The 17,960-nt window shown below is 70.8% G+C and carries 21 protein-coding genes; 11 read left to right on the top strand and 10 right to left on the bottom strand.

Annotated elements, in window-relative coordinates; all coding sequences use genetic code 11:
• Positions 1-310: DsbA family protein (locus B4E30_RS05540; protein ID WP_286793882.1), on the top strand; the 310-nt coding region annotated here is incomplete at its 5' end.
• Between the two features lie 150 nt (positions 311-460).
• Here the strand turns inward: B4E30_RS05540 and B4E30_RS05535 are convergent.
• Positions 461-1,303, bottom strand: coding sequence for an alpha/beta fold hydrolase (locus B4E30_RS05535; protein ID WP_286793881.1), 843 nt, complete (start codon positions 1,301-1,303; stop codon positions 461-463).
• Positions 1,304-1,345: 42 nt separating this feature from the next.
• On the opposite strand from B4E30_RS05535, the gene chrA reads away from it, so the two are divergent.
• The 4 genes from chrA to B4E30_RS05515 all read left to right on the top strand — a co-directional run bounded on the left by chrA (position 1,346) and on the right by B4E30_RS05515 (position 3,824).
• Positions 1,346-2,584, top strand: coding sequence for a chromate efflux transporter (gene chrA / locus B4E30_RS05530; RefSeq protein WP_286793880.1), 1,239 nt, complete (start codon positions 1,346-1,348; stop codon positions 2,582-2,584).
• Positions 2,585-2,668: 84 nt separating this feature from the next.
• Positions 2,669-3,016, top strand: a complete 348-nt coding sequence (locus B4E30_RS05525; protein ID WP_286718210.1) for an ATP-dependent DNA ligase — start codon at positions 2,669-2,671, stop codon at positions 3,014-3,016.
• Positions 3,003-3,269: a hypothetical protein gene (locus B4E30_RS05520; RefSeq protein ID WP_286718212.1), complete on the top strand. Its 267-nt coding sequence runs from the start codon at positions 3,003-3,005 to the stop codon at positions 3,267-3,269. The genes B4E30_RS05525 and B4E30_RS05520 overlap by 14 nt, the downstream gene beginning before the upstream one ends.
• Positions 3,270-3,302: 33 nt before the next feature.
• Complete coding sequence (locus B4E30_RS05515; protein ID WP_286718215.1) at positions 3,303-3,824, top strand: DUF421 domain-containing protein; 522 nt, start codon at positions 3,303-3,305, stop codon at positions 3,822-3,824.
• On the opposite strand, the gene B4E30_RS05510 is transcribed toward B4E30_RS05515, so the two are convergent.
• From B4E30_RS05510 to B4E30_RS05495, 4 genes are all read right to left on the bottom strand, one after another.
• A complete protein-coding gene (locus tag B4E30_RS05510) occupies positions 3,821-5,035 on the bottom strand; it encodes a cation:proton antiporter (protein ID WP_286718218.1) in 1,215 nt (404 codons plus the stop codon). The two genes, B4E30_RS05515 and B4E30_RS05510, sit on opposite strands and share 4 nt — an antisense overlap.
• Positions 5,036-5,095: 60 nt before the next feature.
• Positions 5,096-5,971 (bottom strand): manganese catalase family protein, encoded by an 876-nt coding sequence (locus B4E30_RS05505; RefSeq protein ID WP_286718221.1) that lies wholly within the window; start codon positions 5,969-5,971, stop codon positions 5,096-5,098.
• Between the two features lie 90 nt (positions 5,972-6,061).
• Entirely contained in the window at positions 6,062-7,147 is a 1,086-nt protein-coding gene (locus tag B4E30_RS05500; protein WP_286718224.1) for an FUSC family protein, read from the bottom strand.
• Positions 7,148-7,212: 65 nt separating this feature from the next.
• Positions 7,213-7,914: an aquaporin gene (locus B4E30_RS05495; RefSeq protein ID WP_286718227.1), complete on the bottom strand. Its 702-nt coding sequence runs from the start codon at positions 7,912-7,914 to the stop codon at positions 7,213-7,215.
• An 84-nt stretch (positions 7,915-7,998) separates the two neighbouring features.
• On the opposite strand from B4E30_RS05495, the gene B4E30_RS05490 reads away from it, so the two are divergent.
• The 3 genes from B4E30_RS05490 to B4E30_RS05480 are packed head-to-tail and all read left to right on the top strand — an operon-like array spanning position 7,999 to position 10,150.
• A complete protein-coding gene (locus B4E30_RS05490; RefSeq protein WP_143003736.1) occupies positions 7,999-8,217 on the top strand; it encodes a three-helix bundle dimerization domain-containing protein in 219 nt (72 codons plus the stop codon).
• 16 nt (positions 8,218-8,233) lie between these two features.
• Positions 8,234-9,796, top strand: a complete 1,563-nt coding sequence (locus B4E30_RS05485; RefSeq protein WP_194384476.1) for an SLC13 family permease — start codon at positions 8,234-8,236, stop codon at positions 9,794-9,796.
• 18 nt (positions 9,797-9,814) lie between these two features.
• Positions 9,815-10,150 (top strand): ATP-dependent DNA ligase, encoded by a 336-nt coding sequence (locus tag B4E30_RS05480; RefSeq protein WP_194384477.1) that lies wholly within the window; start codon positions 9,815-9,817, stop codon positions 10,148-10,150.
• A gap of 15 nt (positions 10,151-10,165) precedes the next feature.
• On the opposite strand, the gene B4E30_RS05475 is transcribed toward B4E30_RS05480, so the two are convergent.
• The 5 genes from B4E30_RS05475 to B4E30_RS05455 form a co-directional block, all read right to left on the bottom strand.
• Entirely contained in the window at positions 10,166-10,477 is a 312-nt protein-coding gene (locus B4E30_RS05475) for a hypothetical protein (protein WP_194384478.1), read from the bottom strand.
• A gap of 58 nt (positions 10,478-10,535) precedes the next feature.
• A complete protein-coding gene (locus B4E30_RS05470; RefSeq protein WP_286718235.1) occupies positions 10,536-12,218 on the bottom strand; it encodes an MDR family MFS transporter in 1,683 nt (560 codons plus the stop codon).
• 19 nt (positions 12,219-12,237) lie between these two features.
• On the bottom strand, positions 12,238-12,837 hold the full coding sequence (locus B4E30_RS05465; RefSeq protein ID WP_286718237.1) for a TetR/AcrR family transcriptional regulator: 600 nt from the start codon (positions 12,835-12,837) through the stop codon (positions 12,238-12,240).
• 163 nt (positions 12,838-13,000) lie between these two features.
• Positions 13,001-13,843, bottom strand: a complete 843-nt coding sequence (locus tag B4E30_RS05460) for an NAD-dependent epimerase/dehydratase family protein (RefSeq protein WP_286718240.1) — start codon at positions 13,841-13,843, stop codon at positions 13,001-13,003.
• A 54-nt stretch (positions 13,844-13,897) separates the two neighbouring features.
• Positions 13,898-14,893, bottom strand: a complete 996-nt coding sequence (locus B4E30_RS05455) for a substrate-binding domain-containing protein (protein WP_194384482.1) — start codon at positions 14,891-14,893, stop codon at positions 13,898-13,900.
• A 94-nt stretch (positions 14,894-14,987) separates the two neighbouring features.
• Between B4E30_RS05455 and B4E30_RS05450 the strand changes: the two genes are divergently transcribed.
• Genes B4E30_RS05450 through B4E30_RS05440 form a run of 3 tightly spaced genes read left to right on the top strand, consistent with a single transcriptional unit; the run spans position 14,988 to position 17,943 of the window.
• Positions 14,988-16,184 (top strand): Gfo/Idh/MocA family protein, encoded by a 1,197-nt coding sequence (locus tag B4E30_RS05450; RefSeq protein WP_286718244.1) that lies wholly within the window; start codon positions 14,988-14,990, stop codon positions 16,182-16,184.
• A complete protein-coding gene (locus tag B4E30_RS05445; RefSeq protein ID WP_286718246.1) occupies positions 16,181-16,879 on the top strand; it encodes a ThuA domain-containing protein in 699 nt (232 codons plus the stop codon). Before B4E30_RS05450 ends, B4E30_RS05445 begins: the two co-directional genes overlap by 4 nt.
• Positions 16,858-17,943, top strand: a complete 1,086-nt coding sequence (locus B4E30_RS05440) for a Gfo/Idh/MocA family protein (RefSeq protein WP_286718249.1) — start codon at positions 16,858-16,860, stop codon at positions 17,941-17,943. The genes B4E30_RS05445 and B4E30_RS05440 overlap by 22 nt, the downstream gene beginning before the upstream one ends.
• The last annotated feature ends 17 nt before the right edge of the window (positions 17,944-17,960 follow it).

Genomic DNA, 17,960 nt, shown 5'->3' with positions numbered 1-17,960 from the left:
GCGACAGGGGAGGTTCCCGGAGTTCCTGCGCGGTCTGTTCGCCGACCAGGACAACCAGCTGCCCTCCGACATCGTGCGTCTGGCGGACCGCCTCGGGCTCGACGTGGAGCGTTTCGAACGCGACCTCACCGCATCCGCGGTCACCGCGCGGGTGCAGGATGACATGCTCGACGCCGAGGCGATGTCGATCTCCTCGGTTCCGACGTTCTTCGTCAACGGCCGTCGCCATCGTGGTCCCTACGACGCGCGCAGCCTCATCCGCGCCTTGCAGGAGACCGAGAGTGCCGATGCGGCGGTGGAGCCCGGCTGACCGGCCCCTTTCCCCGTGGCGCGCCCGCATCCTCGCCGAGAAACCGCGATTGGCCCGAGAAACCAGGCAGCGCGGTGTTTCTCGGGGCGAATGTGGTTTCTCGAGCGAGTGCCCGCCTCGAGCGAGCCCCGCGGCGAGCGGGCGCCGCGGTTACGGTGCGCCGTCGCGCAGAGTGGGCGAGACGCCGCCGTGGCGTGGGGCGACGTGGTTCAGGATGCTCGGCCAGTGCGTCGTGATCGACAGGCCCGTGCCCGCCTCGACGCGCACCACCCGGGCACGGGGGAGGCGGCGGCGCAGGCGGCGGCCGTCGAGATGCGCATCCACCGTCGGGTGCTGGTCGCCGTAGACGAGCAGCACGTCGGCGCGGATGTCGCGGAGCCGCCGCTGCCAGTCGTCGTCGGCCGCAGCTACATAATCGCCCTGCACCCCGGCGGCGCCCTGCGTCGCCGCGGCATCCAGCATCCGGCGGATGCGTCGACCGGCCGCGGTCGACTCGAAGGCGGGCTCGGCGGGAGCGATGCCGATGTCGGCCACGCGGAACGGCGGCTGCGGTGCGCGCTCGCGGGCCACCCGACCGGGGTCGGGAACGTCGACGAGCGCCACCCGGTCCACCAGGTGCGGGTGTCGCGACGCGAGAGCGAGGGCGGCGTATCCGCCGAGGCCCCAGCCCACCACGCCGAAGGGTCCGAGTTCCATCGCCGAGATGCGCGAGGTGCTGCTCTCGATCCGCGAGAGGTAGTGGGCGACATCGTCGGCGTACGTCGCGAAGGAGGGGCGCTCGCCCGCACGCCAGGCGTCGGATGCTCCGTAGCCCGGGCGGTCGATCCCGACGATGCGCGCGCCCCAGTGGGTGGAGACGGTGGGGTCGGGATCGAACCCGCCGCCGCCCGGAGCGGGATGGCACATCACCACCGCGCGCTGCGCGAGGGCGTCACCGAAGCCGCTCACCCCGAGCGCGCGTCCGCCGGAGAGCTGCACGAGTCGTCCTGCCATCACAGACCACCTTCCTTTCCCGGGCCACGGTAGCGTGTGAGCGTGTCGTCCGACGGGCCCCTTGCGAACGCCGACGTGCCCACCCCTCCTCCCCGCCCTCGCGGGTCGGTGGTGGAAGTGTTCCTGGCTTTCCTGAAGCTCGGCCTCACGTCTTTCGGCGGCCCGATCGCGCACCTCGGATACTTCCGCGACGAGCTCATCACGCGGCGTCGCTGGGTCGACGACCGCGCGTACGCGGACCTCGTGGCGCTGTGCCAGTTCCTGCCGGGGCCGGCGTCCAGTCAGGTCGGTTTCGGTCTCGGGATGCTGCGCGCCGGCGCAGGCGGTGCGCTCGCGGCGTTCGTCGCCTTCACCCTGCCGTCAGCGGTGCTCATGATCGCCTTCGCGTTCGTCGGCGCCGCGGTGGGCGGACCGATCGGCGCCGGCGTGCTCGACGGCTTGAAGGTGGTGGCGGTCGCCGTGGTCGCGCAGGCGGTGTGGGGGATGGCGCGAACGCTCGCGCCCGATCGGCAGCGCGCCGGAATCGCCGCCGGAGCCGCCGCGGTCGTGGTGCTGCTGCCGAGTTCGCTCGCGCAGATCGGCGTGATCGTCGTCGGGGCACTGGTCGGGCTGTGGCTCTGCCGTGCTTCGGTCGACGCGGCGGGGCCGGCGGGCGTGTTCCGCGTGACGCGCACGGTCGGCTGGCTGTGCCTTGCGACCTTCGTCGTGCTGCTCGCCGGTCTCCCGCTGCTCGCGGCGACGACCGGGTCGGGCGCGGTCGATCTGGTCGATGCCTTCTACCGTGCCGGTGCGCTCGTCTTCGGCGGCGGACACGTCGTGCTGCCGCTGCTGGAGGCCGAGGTCGTCGTGCCCGGCTGGGTGTCGCCCGACGCCTTCCTCGCCGGCTACGGGGTCGCCCAGGCGATGCCGGGCCCGCTCTTCACGTTCGCCGGCTACCTCGGCGCGGTCTCGTCGGTCGGGCCCGGTGGCGTCGCGGGCGGCGTGCTCGCCCTCGTGGCGATCTTCCTGCCCGGCTTCCTGCTGCTCACCGGCGTCCTGCCGTTCTGGAACGACCTTCGGCGGCGCGCGGGCGCACGCGCGGCGATGGCGGGTGCCAACGCCGCCGTGGTCGGCATCCTCGCCGCCGCCCTCTACGATCCGGTGTTCGTCACGGCCGTGACCGGACCCGCGACGTTCGCGCTCGCGCTGGTGTGCTTCGTTCTGCTCGTCGCGTTCCGGCTCCCGCCCTGGATGGTGGTGCTCGTCGGCGCGGCGGGCGGCATCGTCGTCGCCATCAGCTGACCGCCGCCCTCAGCTGACGGAAGCGGTGTCAAGACGATGGTCGGGCGCCCACGAACGTGCTTGAGTGATGGCGGAGGTGAGCCCATGGGAAAATTCATCTACGAGAACAGCGTGAAGGTCGACTTCGAGGACCGCGCGCTCGCGCACCTGCAGACGGTGATCACCGGAAAGCTGCGTCGCGGCGAGAGCTTCACGTTCACCTGGAAGGACGATTCCAGCATCGGCGACGGGCGCACCACGGTGTGGATGCACGCCAACTGCTCGCTGGTGTACAAGTACTACGGCAGTCGCCGCGCGCAGCTGAACGGCGCATGGTTGGAGGCGCTGTCCTACACGGCGAACTCCCCGGGCGGCTTGCACCTCGTTCCCGAGCCCTCGGCGGACGGCGGCAAGGTGCTGTCGAAGCACGGTCGTGACCATGAAGCGCATTGACGTCGTCTACGGCGGACAGACGTACTCCATCGGGGGAGTCGAGCCGGATGCACTGCGAGCGCGGATCGAGCGCGCCGTGGCTCGCGGCGGGGACTGGCTGACCTTCAACGACGGCGAGGGGGCGCTGCGGCAGGCGTTCCTCTTCGTTGCGCCCGGCATCCCGATCGCCGTGATACCCATCCCCGACCCGGTGAACGACGGCGAGACGACCGCCGAGCGCGAGCCCCTCGACGAGGTCGACGCAACCCCGTAGCCACCGACCGCCGTCGCGCCTATGGTCGGGCGCATGTGGTTCGACACCTGGTCAGACGTTTTCCGCGTGCTGCTCGTCGGCGTCGCGTCCTATGCGGCGCTCGTCGTGTTCATCCGCGTCTCGGGCAAGCGCGCACTCGCCCAGCTGAACGCCTTCGACTTCGTCGTGACGGTCGCCCTCGGGTCCACCCTCGCAACGATCCTGCTGTCCTCCGACGTCTCCTACGTCGAAGGCGCGATCGCGCTCGCTCTCCTTCTCGCGCTGCAGGTGATCGTGGCGTTCCTCGCCGCACGATGGCGTCGCGTGCGCCGACTGACGACGGCGTCGCCGACGGTGCTGCTCAAGAGCGGTCACTTCGACGACGATGCGCTCCGACGCACGAGGCTCTCGCGCGCCGACGTGCGGCAGGCCGTGCGGCAGGCAGGCGTCGGCGACCTGTCGCGTATCGCCGTCGTGGTGCTCGAGAGCAACGGTGGACTGAGCGTGATCACCTCCGACGGGTGGGGTGACGGCAGTGCGCTCGACGACGTGCGCATCGAGGGCGGCGCCAGTTAGCCCATCCGCTCCCGTCGTTGCAGCCACACGCCGGCCGGCCGCGTGCTGAGGCCGTGGATGACGACCGACAGCGCGATCGCCAGGAGCACGGCCGGAAGCACCAGATCGTCGCCGGTGCGGCGCTCCGCCAGGCACGCGTAGAGAAGCGCGGACACCCCCACCGGGCCGAACCAGCTCATGAACGCCGTCTCGGCCCGGGAGTGCAGGCGGGCGTAGATGGGGCGCGTCAGCCACATGCCGGCCACCCGGCGGGCGATCAGCGCGAGCACGAGCACGAGGGGCAGCGCCCACCCTTCCGCCGCCCATCGGTCGAACGGGAGGAGAGCGCCGATGACCGCAAACAGCGGCAGGATGAGCACGCGACCGAGCTCGTCGATCTCGCGTCCGAGTTCGGCGCGGAGGTCGTCGGTCAGGCGATTGCCGAACGCCGCGCCCGCCACGAAGACCCCCAGCACCGCATCCGTCTCGATGATCCGCAGACCGGCGAGGATCGCGAGCGCCAGCGCGAGGGCATATCCGAGGTAGCTCGTGGAGTTCGACCATCCCCGGGCGATGACCGCGTCGAGGAGCCAGCCTGCGGCCCAGCCCAGGCCGAAGCCCGCCACCACGGGCACCGCGACCTCCCACAGGAGCGTCGTCGTCAGCCACTCTCGCCATGCCTCGGTGCCGCCGGTGGTCACGAGCAGCAGCGGCAGCATGAGGATCAGATATGCGAGCCCGTCGTTCAGCCCGCTCTCCGACGAGAGGTTCAGACGCACCCGCTTCGGGATGCGCTCCTCTGCGACGGTGCCGGTGACGATCGGCGTGGTCACGACCGGATCGGTCGGCGTGATCGCTGCCGCGATCAGCATGGCCGACAGAAGGGGGATGCCCAGCAGCAGCACCGCCCCGGTCGCGACGGCGAACATCACGACCATGCCGACGGCGATGCTGGCGACGATCCAGCGCAGGTTCGCGCGCCAGTATCCCCGCGGGAACCTCAGCGCGACGCCGAGCAGCGACACCGCGAGCACGACCCGTGCCACCGACTCGAGCACCTCTGTCGATCCGAGGCCCCACGCGGTCGGCTGCACGACTCCCGCCGCGAACGGCCCGAGCAGGGCGCCGCAGGCGAGTGCGATCAGGAGCGGGGGCACCCCCGTGCGCTGCAGCTTCACCGACAGGGCGCTGAGCACGAACGTGAGAGCACCGATCACGGCGACAGCAGGCATCCGACCCCTTCCGCATGGTGCGAGACCGGGCGGATCACCCGGTCTCGCGCCGACTCGCGGCTACGATAGCGCGTCGCGCACGACGCCCTCGGCCTTGTCGATGAAGCCCGGCTTCGCATCGGTGCCGTAGTAGCGCGGATCGGGTGTGGTCGGCGGCGGCATCGGCACCGAGGTGCCGGGGCCGTCCTCATAGCGGAATTCGCCCTTGCCGTCGGGCGTCGGCCCGGAGGCCCAGGAGCCCTCCGCCGCCGCCTGACCGTCGGAGAAGTTGTAGTACGTGTAGGCGTGCTCGCGCGCCTCTTTGCTGAGCGGGAAGTTGCTCGGAACGGGCAGGTCCTCCACGCCCTCCTCGCGCAACTCGGCCGCGGCGGCGATCCACTGGTTCTGATGCATGGTGTCTCGCGCGAGCAGGAAGGACAGCATGTCCCGCACGCCGCTGTCGTCGGTCATGTGGTAGAGCCGGGCCACCTGGGTGCGGCCCTGCATCTCCGCGTTGGCGTTGGCGGTGAAGTCGGCGAGGAGGTTGCCGCTGGCGGTGATGTAGGACCCCTGCCACGGGTTGCCGTTGCTGTCGACGGGACGAACGCCGGCCCCGGCGACGATCGCCGATTGCACGTCCATCCCGCCCAACACGGCGGCGAGCGTCGGATCCGACGCCACGGCCTCCTCGCTCTGCGACACGGGTGCCTTCTCGAGCAGCTGCGCGATCATCACCGCCAGCATCTCGACATGTCCCATCTCCTCGGCGCCGATGCCATACAGCAGATCGCGGTACTTTCCCGGCAGATGGCAGTTGACGGCCTGGAAGCCATACTGCATGGCCACCGTGATCTCGCCGTACTGTCCGCCGAGCACCTCCTGAAGCCGCCGGGCGAAGATCGCATCGGGCTTGTCGGGCGTGGCGGCGAATTGCAACTCCTGCTTGTGGAAGAACATCGTCTTCCCCTTCCTGTGCGCGTGAGCGGTTGTGCTCGGACGCTAGGGTCGGAGACCCCGAATCACCGCGGGGGTTGACAGGCGCCGAGATCAGGCTCTGGTGTCATCCATGAACAGGGTGGAGGCGTCGACCAGGCGACGCAGGAAGATCGCCGGCTCGATGCGCTGAGCCATCGTCGAGGTCGAGACGGTCGTCGATGGCAGTGCACCGAGGTAGCGCTCGAGCGCGTCCTTCGCGGCGCGCACACGGTCGTCGAGGCCGTCATCGTCGATCGGCGTCTTCGTCAGCGTGGCGCAGGCGCGGATCGCGTCGGCGAACAGGCGCTGCGCCTCGTCGTCCATCTCGACCAGGGTCTCGGGATGACGCCCCGAGATGACCTCGGCGAGGTCGCGCGTGGCGGCGACGGTGAGGTCCATCGAACGCAGGCGACGCGCGTTCTGCTGCAGCTCGGCGAGGTGGCGCCGGCCCCGGGGGTTGGCGCGGGCGGAATCCTCAGCCTCGGCGACCTCGCGTCGGACCTCTTCGGTCATCGCGTCCAGGTGCGACAGGGCGGCGTCCACCTGTGCGGCATCCGGCTCGCGCACGTGATCGGCGAGGGTGTCGAGGAACGCCGCGGCGGCTTCGCGCAGGTCGGTGAGCTTGCCACTGGCCCACTCGAAATACAGCGGCGGAACGACGACGAGGTTCACGACGAGCCCGACGACGACGCCGACGCCCATCGTCACGAGGTACGACAGCGGATAGTCCCCGGACCCCGCCTGCCCGGCGAGCAGCAGCACGAAGACGGCGGCGACCGCGAGGATGTCGCGACCGGCTCCGAGGTGTCGGATGCCGCCGAGAAGCACACCGACACCGACGACCGCGGCCAGGGGGATGACGGGCGGGATGTCGAAGAACTCGGTCGCGCCGAGCGCCGCGACGCCCAAACCGATCCCGAGCGCGAGACCCAGGAGGGTCTGGCCCCCGGTGCGGGCCGTGGCCGCCACCGTCGGGTACATGACCACGAGCACGCCGAAGGGGGCGTAGTAGGAGTACTCGTTGCTCACGAACGGAAGGAGGGGGACGAGCAGCCACGCGATCGCGGCGGCGGCCGCGGTCTTGGCCGCCAGCAGCACGCGGTGGCGGTTCAGCGACGTCTGGCGCCAGTCGCGGAGGTTCTCTCTCACCCGGGTCACGGCATCAGTCTCACGTGTGGAGCGCTGTTCGGGTCAACCCCCTCCCCACGGCCGTCGTCGGTCGGCTATGCCGTCGGGATCGTGGCGATGTCGGTGCGGGGGAACACGGCGCGGATGAACCCCCACGCGAGCACCGCGCCAACCAGCTGCGCACCGATGAAGGGGAGGACGGAGGTCGGTGCGATGCCGGCGAAGGTGTCGGAGAAAGCCCGGCCGACCGTGATGGCGGGGTTCGCGAAGCTCGTCGACGAGGTGAAGAAGTACGCGGCGCCGATGTAGGCGCCCACGGCCGGGGCGGCGAGGTGCGAGCGCCCCGTGCGCACGAGACCGAAGATCACCGTGAGGAGGCCGGCCGTCGCAACGACCTCCGCGAACAGCGTCGGCCAACTCGCCCGGTCGGTCGTCGCCCACGACACGGCGGGAAGGCCGAACATGAGGTTCGCCACGACGGCGCCCGTGATGCATCCGAGAATCTGGACCGGAAGGTAGGTCGCAACGCTCTGCACCGGCCGCCCGTGGAGCAGCGCGTCGACGAGCGTCACCACCGGGTTGAAATGGGCGCCGGAGACGGGGGCGAAGACGGCGATGAGCACCCCGAGTCCGAGTGCCGTGGCGAAGGCGTTCTCGAACAGCTGCAGGCCCACGTCCCCCGGGGAGAGGGTCTGCGCGGCGATCCCCGACCCGATGGCGACGGCGGCGAGTCCGGCGCTGCCGGCGAACTCTCCCGTGAGGGAGCGGATGGTCTCGATCCGGCGCGAGGAGGTCATATATAGACCATAATCTATGGATCGATCCATGACGGACCCGTGAAGCACCTGGACGACGCACGCGGCGGGGCGGACAATGCGAGTATGAGCCGCCTCCAGCCGGAATCGGAGTACGAAGCGCTCGTCTACGCGCTCGAGCGGCTGTCCGAGACGTACCCGTTCGTCGGCGAGGATCGGCTGCGCGAGATCGCGGCCGACGAGCTCGCGCAGCTCGACGGCGCCCGCGTGCGCGCGTTCATCCCCGTGCTGGTCGAACGCCGCGTCAAGGAGCGGCTCGCGACAGAGCCCGTCGACGCGGCCTGATCGCTACGCTGGCCGCGTGGACCCCGTCGCCGCCACACTGATCATCCTCGCCCTCGCGGTCGTCGCGTTCGTGAGCAACCGGGTGCCGATCGCCGTCATCGCGGTGGGGGTCTCCCTGCTGCTGTTCTTCAGCGGCGTGCTCACCCTGCCGGAGGCGGTCGCCGGATTCGGCGACCCGACCGTGCTCTTCATCGCGGGGCTCTTCGTCGTGAGCGAAGCGCTCGATGCCACCGGGGTCACGGCCTGGGCGGGCAAGCAGGTGATCACGCGCGCGGGCACGGGCCGAGCTCGGCTCCTCCTCGCGATCGGCGCCGTCGTCGCGATCGCATCGGCGCTCATCAGCATCAACGGCGCCGTCGCGGCCCTCGTGCCTCTCGTGGTCGTCGTCGCCGCCCGCGCGGGGCTGCCGCCCTCGCAGCTGCTCATGCCGCTGGCCTTCATGGCGAGTGCGGGGTCGCTCCTCGCCCTCACCGGAACGCCGGTGAACATCATCGTCTCCGACATCGCCGCCGAGAACGGCGGACGCGCCTTCGGATTCTTCGAGTTCGCGCTGGTCGGTGTGCCCCTCGTGATCGCGTCGGCGGCGGTGATCGTCCTGCTCGGCAAGCCGCTGCTGCCGATGCGCGAGGGCGTGCGGCTGCCGACCGACCTCGCCCGTCACGCCCGTGTGCTTCGACACGAGTACGACGTGTCGCTCGACACCGGCACGCTCCTCGGCCCCGCCTCGGGAGTGACCGAGGTGGTCATCGCGCCGCGTTCGCCCCTGATCGGCACCGTCGTCGCTCCCGGCATGACCACACCCGACGGCGATCTCGTCGTGCTGGCCGCCCGACGCGGCGAACAGGTGCTGAAGACCGGCGACATCGTGGTGCAGGCCGGCGACGCCCTGCTGCTGCAAGGCACATGGGATGCCCTGACGGTTCGCACGGCCTCGGGAGGGATGCTGCCGGTGGACGCGCCCGCGCAGTTGCGCCGCTCGGTGCCGCTCGGGCGCGGAGCCAAGCGCGCGGTCGTCGTTCTCGCCGTGATGGTCGTGCTGCTGGCGACCGGTGTCGTGCCGCCCGCCGCCGCGGCCCTGCTCGCGGCCGTAGCGCTCGTGCTGACCCGCGCGATCAGCGTGCCGCAGGCCTTCCAGTCGATTTCGTGGACGACGATCGTGCTGATCGCCGGCATGATCCCGCTGTCGACGGCGTTCATCCAGACGGGCACCGCCGACCTCGTCGCCGGCTGGGTGCTGGCGGCGATGAGCGGCGCGAGCGCGCACGTGGTGCTCCTCGCGCTGTGCCTGCTCACCCTCGTGCTCGGTCAGCTCATCAGCAACGCCGCGACCGTGCTCATCGTCGCCCCGATCGCCGTGTCGATCGCGGCGACCCTCGACCTGTCGGTGATGCCGTTCATGATGGCGCTCACCGTCGCGGGCGCGGCCGCGTTCCTCACGCCGATCGCTACGCCGGCCAACCTCATGATCATGGAGCCAGGCGGGTACCGCTTCGGGGACTACTGGCGGCTCGGCCTGCCTCTCGCGGCCCTCTTCGTCGCGTTCGCCGTACTCTACGTGCCGTTCGTGTGGCCGTTCTGACCGGGTAGGCTCGCGTCCATGGGTCGCTTCATCTACGACAATTCCTCGAACTCTGTGGAGATCGAAGACCGTGTGCTCGCCCACCTGCGCATCGTGGTGATGAACAAGCTGCGCCGTGCGGAGTCGTTCATGTTCGACGTCGAGGTCGGCGACGGCAGTGGTCGCCGCAGCTTCTGGATGCATCCGTCGGTGCCGATGCAGTTCCACTTCTTCGGCAGTCGTCAGCCCCGCATCAACCGCGTCTGGATCGAGGAGCTGATGCAGACCGCGAGCGGCCCGAACGGGCTCTGGATCGTGCCTGAGCCCCCCGAGGACGAGGCGCCCGTCACCGACGCGAACCCGCCGCGCGGCTGAGGGGCGTCGACCACATCAGTCGGTGATGCTCACCTGTTCGGTGATCAGCTGGATGCCGCCGGATGAATTGGCGGAGCTGGCGAGGTCCTCGATCCACTGACGGCTCAATTCCGGCGGCTCGGGAGCGTCGAAGACGAACCGCAGCGGGATCGACGGGTGCAGCCACAGCGTGCTGCGGCCCTCCGGTTCGCCGGTCGGATGCTGCCATGACACCGTGAAGCTCTCGTTCCGACGGAGCTTCGTGGCGATCACGACCTTGAGGTGCGCCAGGGCACGGTCCTCGATGTGGATGGGGGTGGCGGATCCGCCGTAGTAGATGGTGCCCATGTGCACCACGATACGCCGCTGGCGGGTCCGGTGAACACTCCGCCGCGGCGCCAGTGCGTCAGCGCTCGCGTCGATCGCGCTCCGGGGCGTTGCTCGCGTCGCCGGGATCGGCGGCACGGGCGGCGCGGGGTGTGCGGGCGTCGGCTGATGCGCGCTGCTCGGCCTCCAGGCGCTCGGCCTCTTCGCCCCCGACGGCCTCGCCGCGGGCGACGAGGCCCGCCACATCCGACAGCGGCACCTGCTTGAGGAACAGGCTCAGCACGAACGCGACGCCGATGAAGGGCAGTACGTACCAGAACACCGGAGCGAGGGCGTCGGCATAGGCGGTGACGATGCCGTCGCGCACCGTCGCGGGCAGCTGATCGAGCACCTGCGGGTCGATCGTCGCCGTCGCCTCTGCCGCCTGCTCGGGGGTCGCTCCGGCGTCGGCGAAGACGCTGGTGAGGTTCTCGCTCAGGCGGGTGGTGAACAGGGTGCCGAACACCGCGGTGCCGAGGGCCGCGCCCACTTCGCGGAAGTAGTTGTTCGTGCTCGTGGCCGATCCGATGTCGGCCGCGGGCACCGCGTTCTGAACCACCAGCACGACCACCTGCATGATGAGGCCGAGTCCGGCCCCAAAGATGAACAGGAACACGCAGATGATCCAGATGGGCGTCTCGGCGGTCATGCCGGCCATGAGCACGATCGCGAGGCCCGTCGTGAGCGTTCCGGCGATCGGGAAGACCTTGTAGCGCCCGGTCCGCGTGATGATCAGACCCGAGGCGATCGAGGTTCCCATGAGGCCCACCATCATCGGCAGCATGAGCAGGCCCGACACGGCTGCCGAGGTGCCCGACGCCATCTGCAGGAAGGTGGGGATGAATCCGATTGCGGCGAACATCGCCAGCCCGATCATGAGGCCGATCGCGGTGGCGTTGACGAAGACCGGGTTACGGAAGAAGCTGAGCGGGATGATGGGGTCGGCCGCGCGCGACTCGACGAACACGAACAGAAGCGCGGCGATGAGGAGACCGGCACCCCACATCCAGGTCTCCGGCGCCTTCCAGCCGTGTGCGGCGTCGCCGCCGAAGTCGGTGAAGAAGATGAGGCACGTGGTGGCGGTCGACAGCAGCAGCACGCCGAGGATGTCGATCGGCTTGGTGGCGCGCTTCACCGGCAGCTTGAGTGCCACCAGTGCGATGACGAACGCCGCGATGCCGATCGGGATGTTGATGTAGAACGCCCACTGCCACGTGAGGTGGTCGACGAAGTAGCCGCCGAGCAGTGGGCCCGCGACCGCCGAAAGGCCGAAGATGCCGCCGAGCGGGCCGAGGTACTTGCCGCGCTCGGAGGCGGGGACGATGTCGGCGATGATGGCCTGCGACAGGATCATGAGGCCGCCGGCGCCGAGGCCCTGCATGGCGCGGAAGGCGACGAACGCCCAGAAGTCGCCCGCGAAGGCCGCGCCGGCGGAGGCTACGGTGAACAGTCCGATGGCGATGAGGAAGAGGTGCCGGCGGCCGAGCACGTCGCCGAACTTGCCGTAGATCGGCATGACGATCGTCGTGGCCAGCAGGTAGGCGGTCACGATCCACACCTGGTGCTCGACGCCGCCGAGCTGGCCGACGATCGTCGGCATGGCCGTCGAGACGATCGTCTGGTCGAGGCTCGCCAGCAGCATGCCCGCGATGAGGGCGCTGAAGATGATCCAGATGCGCCGCTTGGTGAGGAGGAACGGCTGCTCCAGGGCGGAGGAGGTCATGAGGGGTCCTTGTCGGAGGTCAGCAGGCGGGGTCGAGGAGGGAGCGCGCGACGGCGAGGCGGTCTCGGAAGATATCGGCGAAGGGCACCGTGCCGTCGTGGGCGAAGAACCGGTCGACGCACGGGCGCATGAGCGAGCCGACGAGGTCGACCGCGACGGCGGCCCGCTCGTCGTCGTCGGGCCATCCCTGTCGGCCGGCGATGAGTGCGCGGTCGGCGCGCTGCGCCTCGGCGATGTGGGCGAAGAAGGTGCGGTGCAGCTCGGGCGATCTCTCCACCGCCGCACCGACGAGGCGCGCCTCGGAGATGTCCATGTCGACCGATTCCCACCGCGCGATCATGAGCGCCGCGAGAGCGTCGAGCAGGTCGCCGTCACCGGTGACGAACGCCGCCTCCGCCTCGCTGACGTCGGTGCGCATCGACACACCCAGGACGGCGTTCTCCTTGCCCGCGAAGTAGTTGAAGAAGGTGCGTCGCGAGACGCCCACCTCAGCGCACAGCTCTTCGACGGTGAAGCCGGTCAGCCCGCGCTCGGCGGTGAGCTCGCGCGCGCGACGGCGCAGCGCGCGCTCGGTGTCGCGCGTCCGCTGCTCACGCGAAGAAACTGCACTCTCGGCCATCCAGTGCATTTTTGCACTTGACGCTCCGGAGTGCAAAACCGCCGATGGGTGGCGAGCCGGCCCCTTCGTGCCGAGCGAGCCCTCCTCCGCCGAAAATAGCGGGGCGGCTCGGCGAGAAAAGGGGTGGTTCGGCGAACGAGTGACGAGCGAAGAGCGGCGAGGGTCAGACGTGGTCGTGCCAGGAGTGCTTCGGGTCGAACCCGAGCACGCGGCGGGCCTTGTCGATCGAGAGCAGCGTCTCGTGCGCGCCCGGCTCGCCGCGCACCTCGACGCCGGGGAACACCTCGGCGATGAGGTCGGCGTTCGGCCGGTCCATGACGGTGTCGGCGGCCGCGATGATGTAGGCCTCGAAGCCCGCGGGGGCGTGCTGCAGCGCCCTGTCGATCGCCTGAGCACCGTCGCGCGCGTCGATGTAGCCCCACAGGTTCCACTTGCGCACCATCGGGTCGTCCTGGAAGTCGGGGAAGCCGGCGTAGTCGTCGGGAACGAGCACGTTGGAGAACCGCAGCGCGCTCACCGAGAGGTCGGGGTGCCACCGCACGAGCTCGCGTGCCAGCTGCTCCTCGAGGGTCTTCACGATCGAGTAGACCGACTCCGGGCGCGGCGGGTACTCCTCGTCGACCGGGATGTACGGCGGTGGTACGTCGAACGGCAGGCCCAGCACCGTCTCGCTCGAGGCGTAGACGATGCGCCGGATGCCCAGCCTCGCCGCGGCCCAGAACACGTTGAAGGTCGCGGGCATGTTGTTGTGGAACGTCGCCACGTCGGTGCGCAGCCCTGGCGCCGGGATGGCCGCCAGGTGCACGACCGCGTCGAACGGCGCAGTGCGGTCGACACCGCCGAGCGCGTCGATCACCTGCCCGTAGTCGGTGAGGTCGACCTGCACGAATCCCGACGCGCGGGCGCCGACCACGTCGAACCCGGTGACATCGTGTCCGGCGGCGCGGAGTTCGCGGATGGCGACCGAGCCGAGCTTTCCGGTCGCGCCGGTGAGAGCGATACGCATGTCGCCACCCTGCCATACCCTCACCACCTCGAGGCCGTCGCCCTTCGATGCCGGTCACGTGGATGCACGAGGGACGAGCGTCGTCGGCAGCGTGATCGGAGCGTTCGGGGGTGGGGCGCCCTCGGCGGCGTCGGCGAGCAGTCCGACCGCGGTGGCGGCCATCTCGCGGATCGGCTGCCGTACCGTGCTGAGTGCTGGCGTCATCCAGCGCGCACCGCGCACATCGTCGAACCCCACCACCAGCACATCGTCGGGAATGCGCGCACCGGATGCCGCCGCCGCGGCGTAGACACCGGCCGCATGTTCGTCCGACACCGCGAAGACGCCGATGCGATCGCGCGGGTCTCGCCGCCGGAGCACCGGGACCATCGCATCGCGCGCGGCGGGAGCGTGCCACGCGCTCGTCGTCGCGTCGACGTCGGCGTGCGGCAGGTGGCGGGCGAGCTCTTCGACGAATCCGTCGCGGCGGGCCCGTCCGTACCGGAACGGCGGGTCGCCGCCGAGGACGGCGAAGCGGGTCGCGCCGCGGGCGGCGAGGTGCCGGGCTGCCGCCGCGGCGCCGGCGGTATCGGTCGTGCGCACACTCGGCATGCCGTGCGTCGCCTCCGACGGGGGATCGAGGAGGACGACCGGAATGTGCGATTTCTGCACCGCGCCCAGCTGCGACGCGGTGGGCGAGATCAGACCGAGCACGACACCCGCCGAGCCGCGCCGACGCACGCGCACGGGCCAATCGTCGCCCGGGAAGTCGCTCTCCTCGGTGAGCACCAGGTCGTAGCCGCGGGCGGTCGCCGCCCCGTGCGCCCCCGCGGTCACCTCGTCGGCCCACGGGTTGTGGAAGCGGCCGAGCACGAGGTCGATCAGGTGAGCGCTCGCGGCCGGGCGTCCGCCGCGTGCGGCATGCCGTCCGTACCCGAGCGCCGTCGCCGCCTCCCGTACGCGACGCCGCGTCTGCGCCGACAGGTCGCCGCGCCCCGACATCGCCCGCGATGCGGTGGCCACGCTGACGCCCGCGGCGGCCGCGACGTCTGCCAGGGTCGCCCGGGTCATGGCTCCACCATCGAGCAGGGCGCCGGTTTTGCGCAAGTTTCGGCTGCGGCCCTGCTGCCGATGGCACGCTCGTCGCAGACAGAGAGGAGCATCGATGACGATGCCGGATGCGCCGCTGCGGATCGCCGTGATCGGGAACGGCTTCATGGGCCGCATGCACACGCACGCGTGGCGCACGGCGCCGCGCTTCTTCCCGCTCGGCCGTGAGATCGTCCCCGTTGTGCTCGTGGGTCGCCGCGCCGACGGAGCCGCTGCCGCTCGTGACCTGGACTGGCCCGAATACGCCACCGACTGGCGAGAGGTCGTCGGTCGTGCCGACATCGACGTGGTCGACATCTGCACACCGGGGGACACGCACGCCGAGATCGCGCTCGCGGCCCTCGCCGCCGGCAAGCACGTGCTGTGCGAGAAGCCGCTGGCGAACTCCGTCGCGGAGGCCGATCGCATGGTCGACGCCGCCGCGACCGCGCCGGGCGTCGCCTTGTGCGGATTCAGCTACCGCCGCACCCCGGCCCTTGCCGCCGCTCGTGCGCTCATCGCCGACGGTGCGCTCGGTGAGATCCGGCACGTGCGGGCGCAGTACCTGCAGGACTGGCTGAGCGATCCCGACGCTCCCCACACCTGGCGACTGGACCGCGATCGTGCGGGATCGGGGACGCTGGGCGACATCGGGGCGCACTCCATCGACACCGCGCAGTGGCTGATCGGAGACGACATCGCGGCCGTCTCGGCGGTGCTCCGCACCTTCGTCCCCACCCGTCCGCCGATGGTGACGCAGGCCGGAATCGGCGGTGTGGCCGGCGCGGGGGAGCGGCTGCCGGTCACCGTCGACGACGCGGTCGCCGTCACGGCCCGCTTCGCGGGGGGCGCCCTCGGCGTTATCGAAGCCACGCGCCTGGCCACCGGCCGCCGCAACGCCAACCGGATCGAGGTCAACGGCTCCCTCGGATCCGTCGCGTTCGACTTCGAGCGCATGAACGAACTGGAGTATTACCGCGCCGATGACCCGGCCGGCGCGCAGGGCTTCCGCCGCATCCAGATGACCGAACCCGAGCACCCGTATGCGGGGGCGTGGTGGCCGCCCGGACACGGACTCGGGTACGAGCACCTGTTCACGCACCAGGTGGTCGACTTCGTGCGGGCGATCGGTGGCGACGTCGATGCTGCTGCACCGTCGTTCGCCGAGGCGGCGCGTGTGCAGCGGGTGCTCGCGGCGGTGACCGAGAGTGCGGCGAACGGTGCCGTGATGACGCCCGTGCACCGGCGCGACGACGAGGGGAGGGCATCATGACGCGCTCCGCGCTCGTGGTCCGCGGCGGGTGGGAGGGCCATCATCCGGTCGAGGCGACCGAGCTCTTCCTGCCGTTCCTGCGGGCCGAGGGTTTCGAGATCGTCGTCGAGGAGAGTCCGGAGGTCTACGCCGACGCGGACCGCATGGCCGCGACCGATCTCATCGTGCAATCCGTGACGATGTCGGAGATCTCCGCCCAGGCCGTGGCGGGACTTCGCCGCGCCGTCGCGGCCGGCACCGGAATGGCGGGGTGGCACGGTGGCATCGCCGACTCGTACCGGAACAGCTCCGACTACCTGCAGCTGATCGGCGGGCAGTTCGCGACGCATCCCTCGAAGCACCCCGCCGAGGTGCACGGCGACGAGACCGACAACTACCTCACCTACCGCGTCGCGATGACCGACCTCGGGCGCGACCACGAGATCACCCGCGGCATCGACGATTTCTCGCTGCACACCGAGCAGTACTGGGTGCTCCACGACGACCTCATCGACGTGCTCGCCACCACGACGCACCCGGTGCAGCCGTACCATCCGTGGCACCGCGAGATCACCTCACCCGCAGTCTGGACACGGCTGTGGGGAGACGGGCGCGTGTTCGTCGCGACGCCCGGGCACAGCGTCGAGGTGCTGCGCGAGCACAGCGTGCGCACGATCGTCGAGAGGGGGATGCTGTGGGCGGCACGCACACGATAGGGATCGTCGGGCTCGGGGTCATCTCGCGCGCCTACCTCGACACCCTCGCCGGGGTCGACGGGGTGCGCATCGCCGCGGTCGCCGACCTCGACACCGCCCGCGCCGATGCGACGGCCGCGGCGCTCGACGGGAGCCGCGCGATGTCCACCGCCGACCTCGTCGCCGACCCGCAGGTCGACACGGTGCTGAACCTCACGATCCCCGCCGCGCACGCCGAGGTCGCGCTCGCCGCCATCCGGCATGGCAAGAACGTGTTCGGCGAGAAGCCGCTCGCCGCGACCCTCGCCGATGCGAGCGAGGTGATGCTCGCTGCCGCCCGCGAGGGGGTGAGCGTCGGATGCGCCCCCGACACCGTGCTGGGCACGGGCGGGCAGACCGCGCGCCGAGCCGTCGACGACGGTCTCATCGGGGCGCCCGTGGGCGCGACCGCCACGTGGGTCTCGCCCGGCCACGAGCACTGGCATCCGCAGCCGGACTTCTATTACCGGGCCGGCGGCGGCCCGCTGCTGGACATGGGGCCCTACTACCTGACCTCGCTCGTGCACCTGCTCGGCCCGGTGGTCGCCGTCTCCGGCGCCGCCTCGCGGGCGCGCACGACCCGCGAGATCGCCTCGGGGCCGCGGAGGGGCGAGATCGTGCCGGTCGAGGTCGACACCCACATCGCGGGCGTGCTCGAGCACGCGGGAGGCGGGATCTCGACGGTCACGATGAGCTTCGACGGTGTCGCCACCGCGGCCCGCCCGCTCGAGGTCTACGGCACCGAGGGGGCCCTGGTCCTTCCCGACCCGAACCACCACGCCGGCCCGGTGTCGCGGTTCCCGCGCCGCGGCGCGGAATGGGACACGCTGCCGGTGTCGGCCGGTTACGAAGACGCCGCGCGCGGCATCGGGCTGCTCGATTTCCTCGCCGGACACCGTCGGGCCGGGGGCGATGTGGCGCTGCACGTGCTGGAGGTCATGGAGTCGCTCCACGCCGCCGCCGCGGCGCACACCCGCATCGAGCTCACGACCTCGGTCGAGCGCCCGTCACCGGTGCCGTTGACCCCCGCATCCGCCTGGCGCTGACCCGCAGCCCGCCGGGG

Origin of the sequence: Microbacterium sp. UBA3394 (assembly GCF_002358725.1) — a bacterium.
GTDB lineage: Bacteria > Actinomycetota > Actinomycetes > Actinomycetales > Microbacteriaceae > Microbacterium > Microbacterium luteum.
Note: the sequence above shows the minus strand (reverse complement) of the source record. Positions and strands in the feature narration are given on the sequence as shown.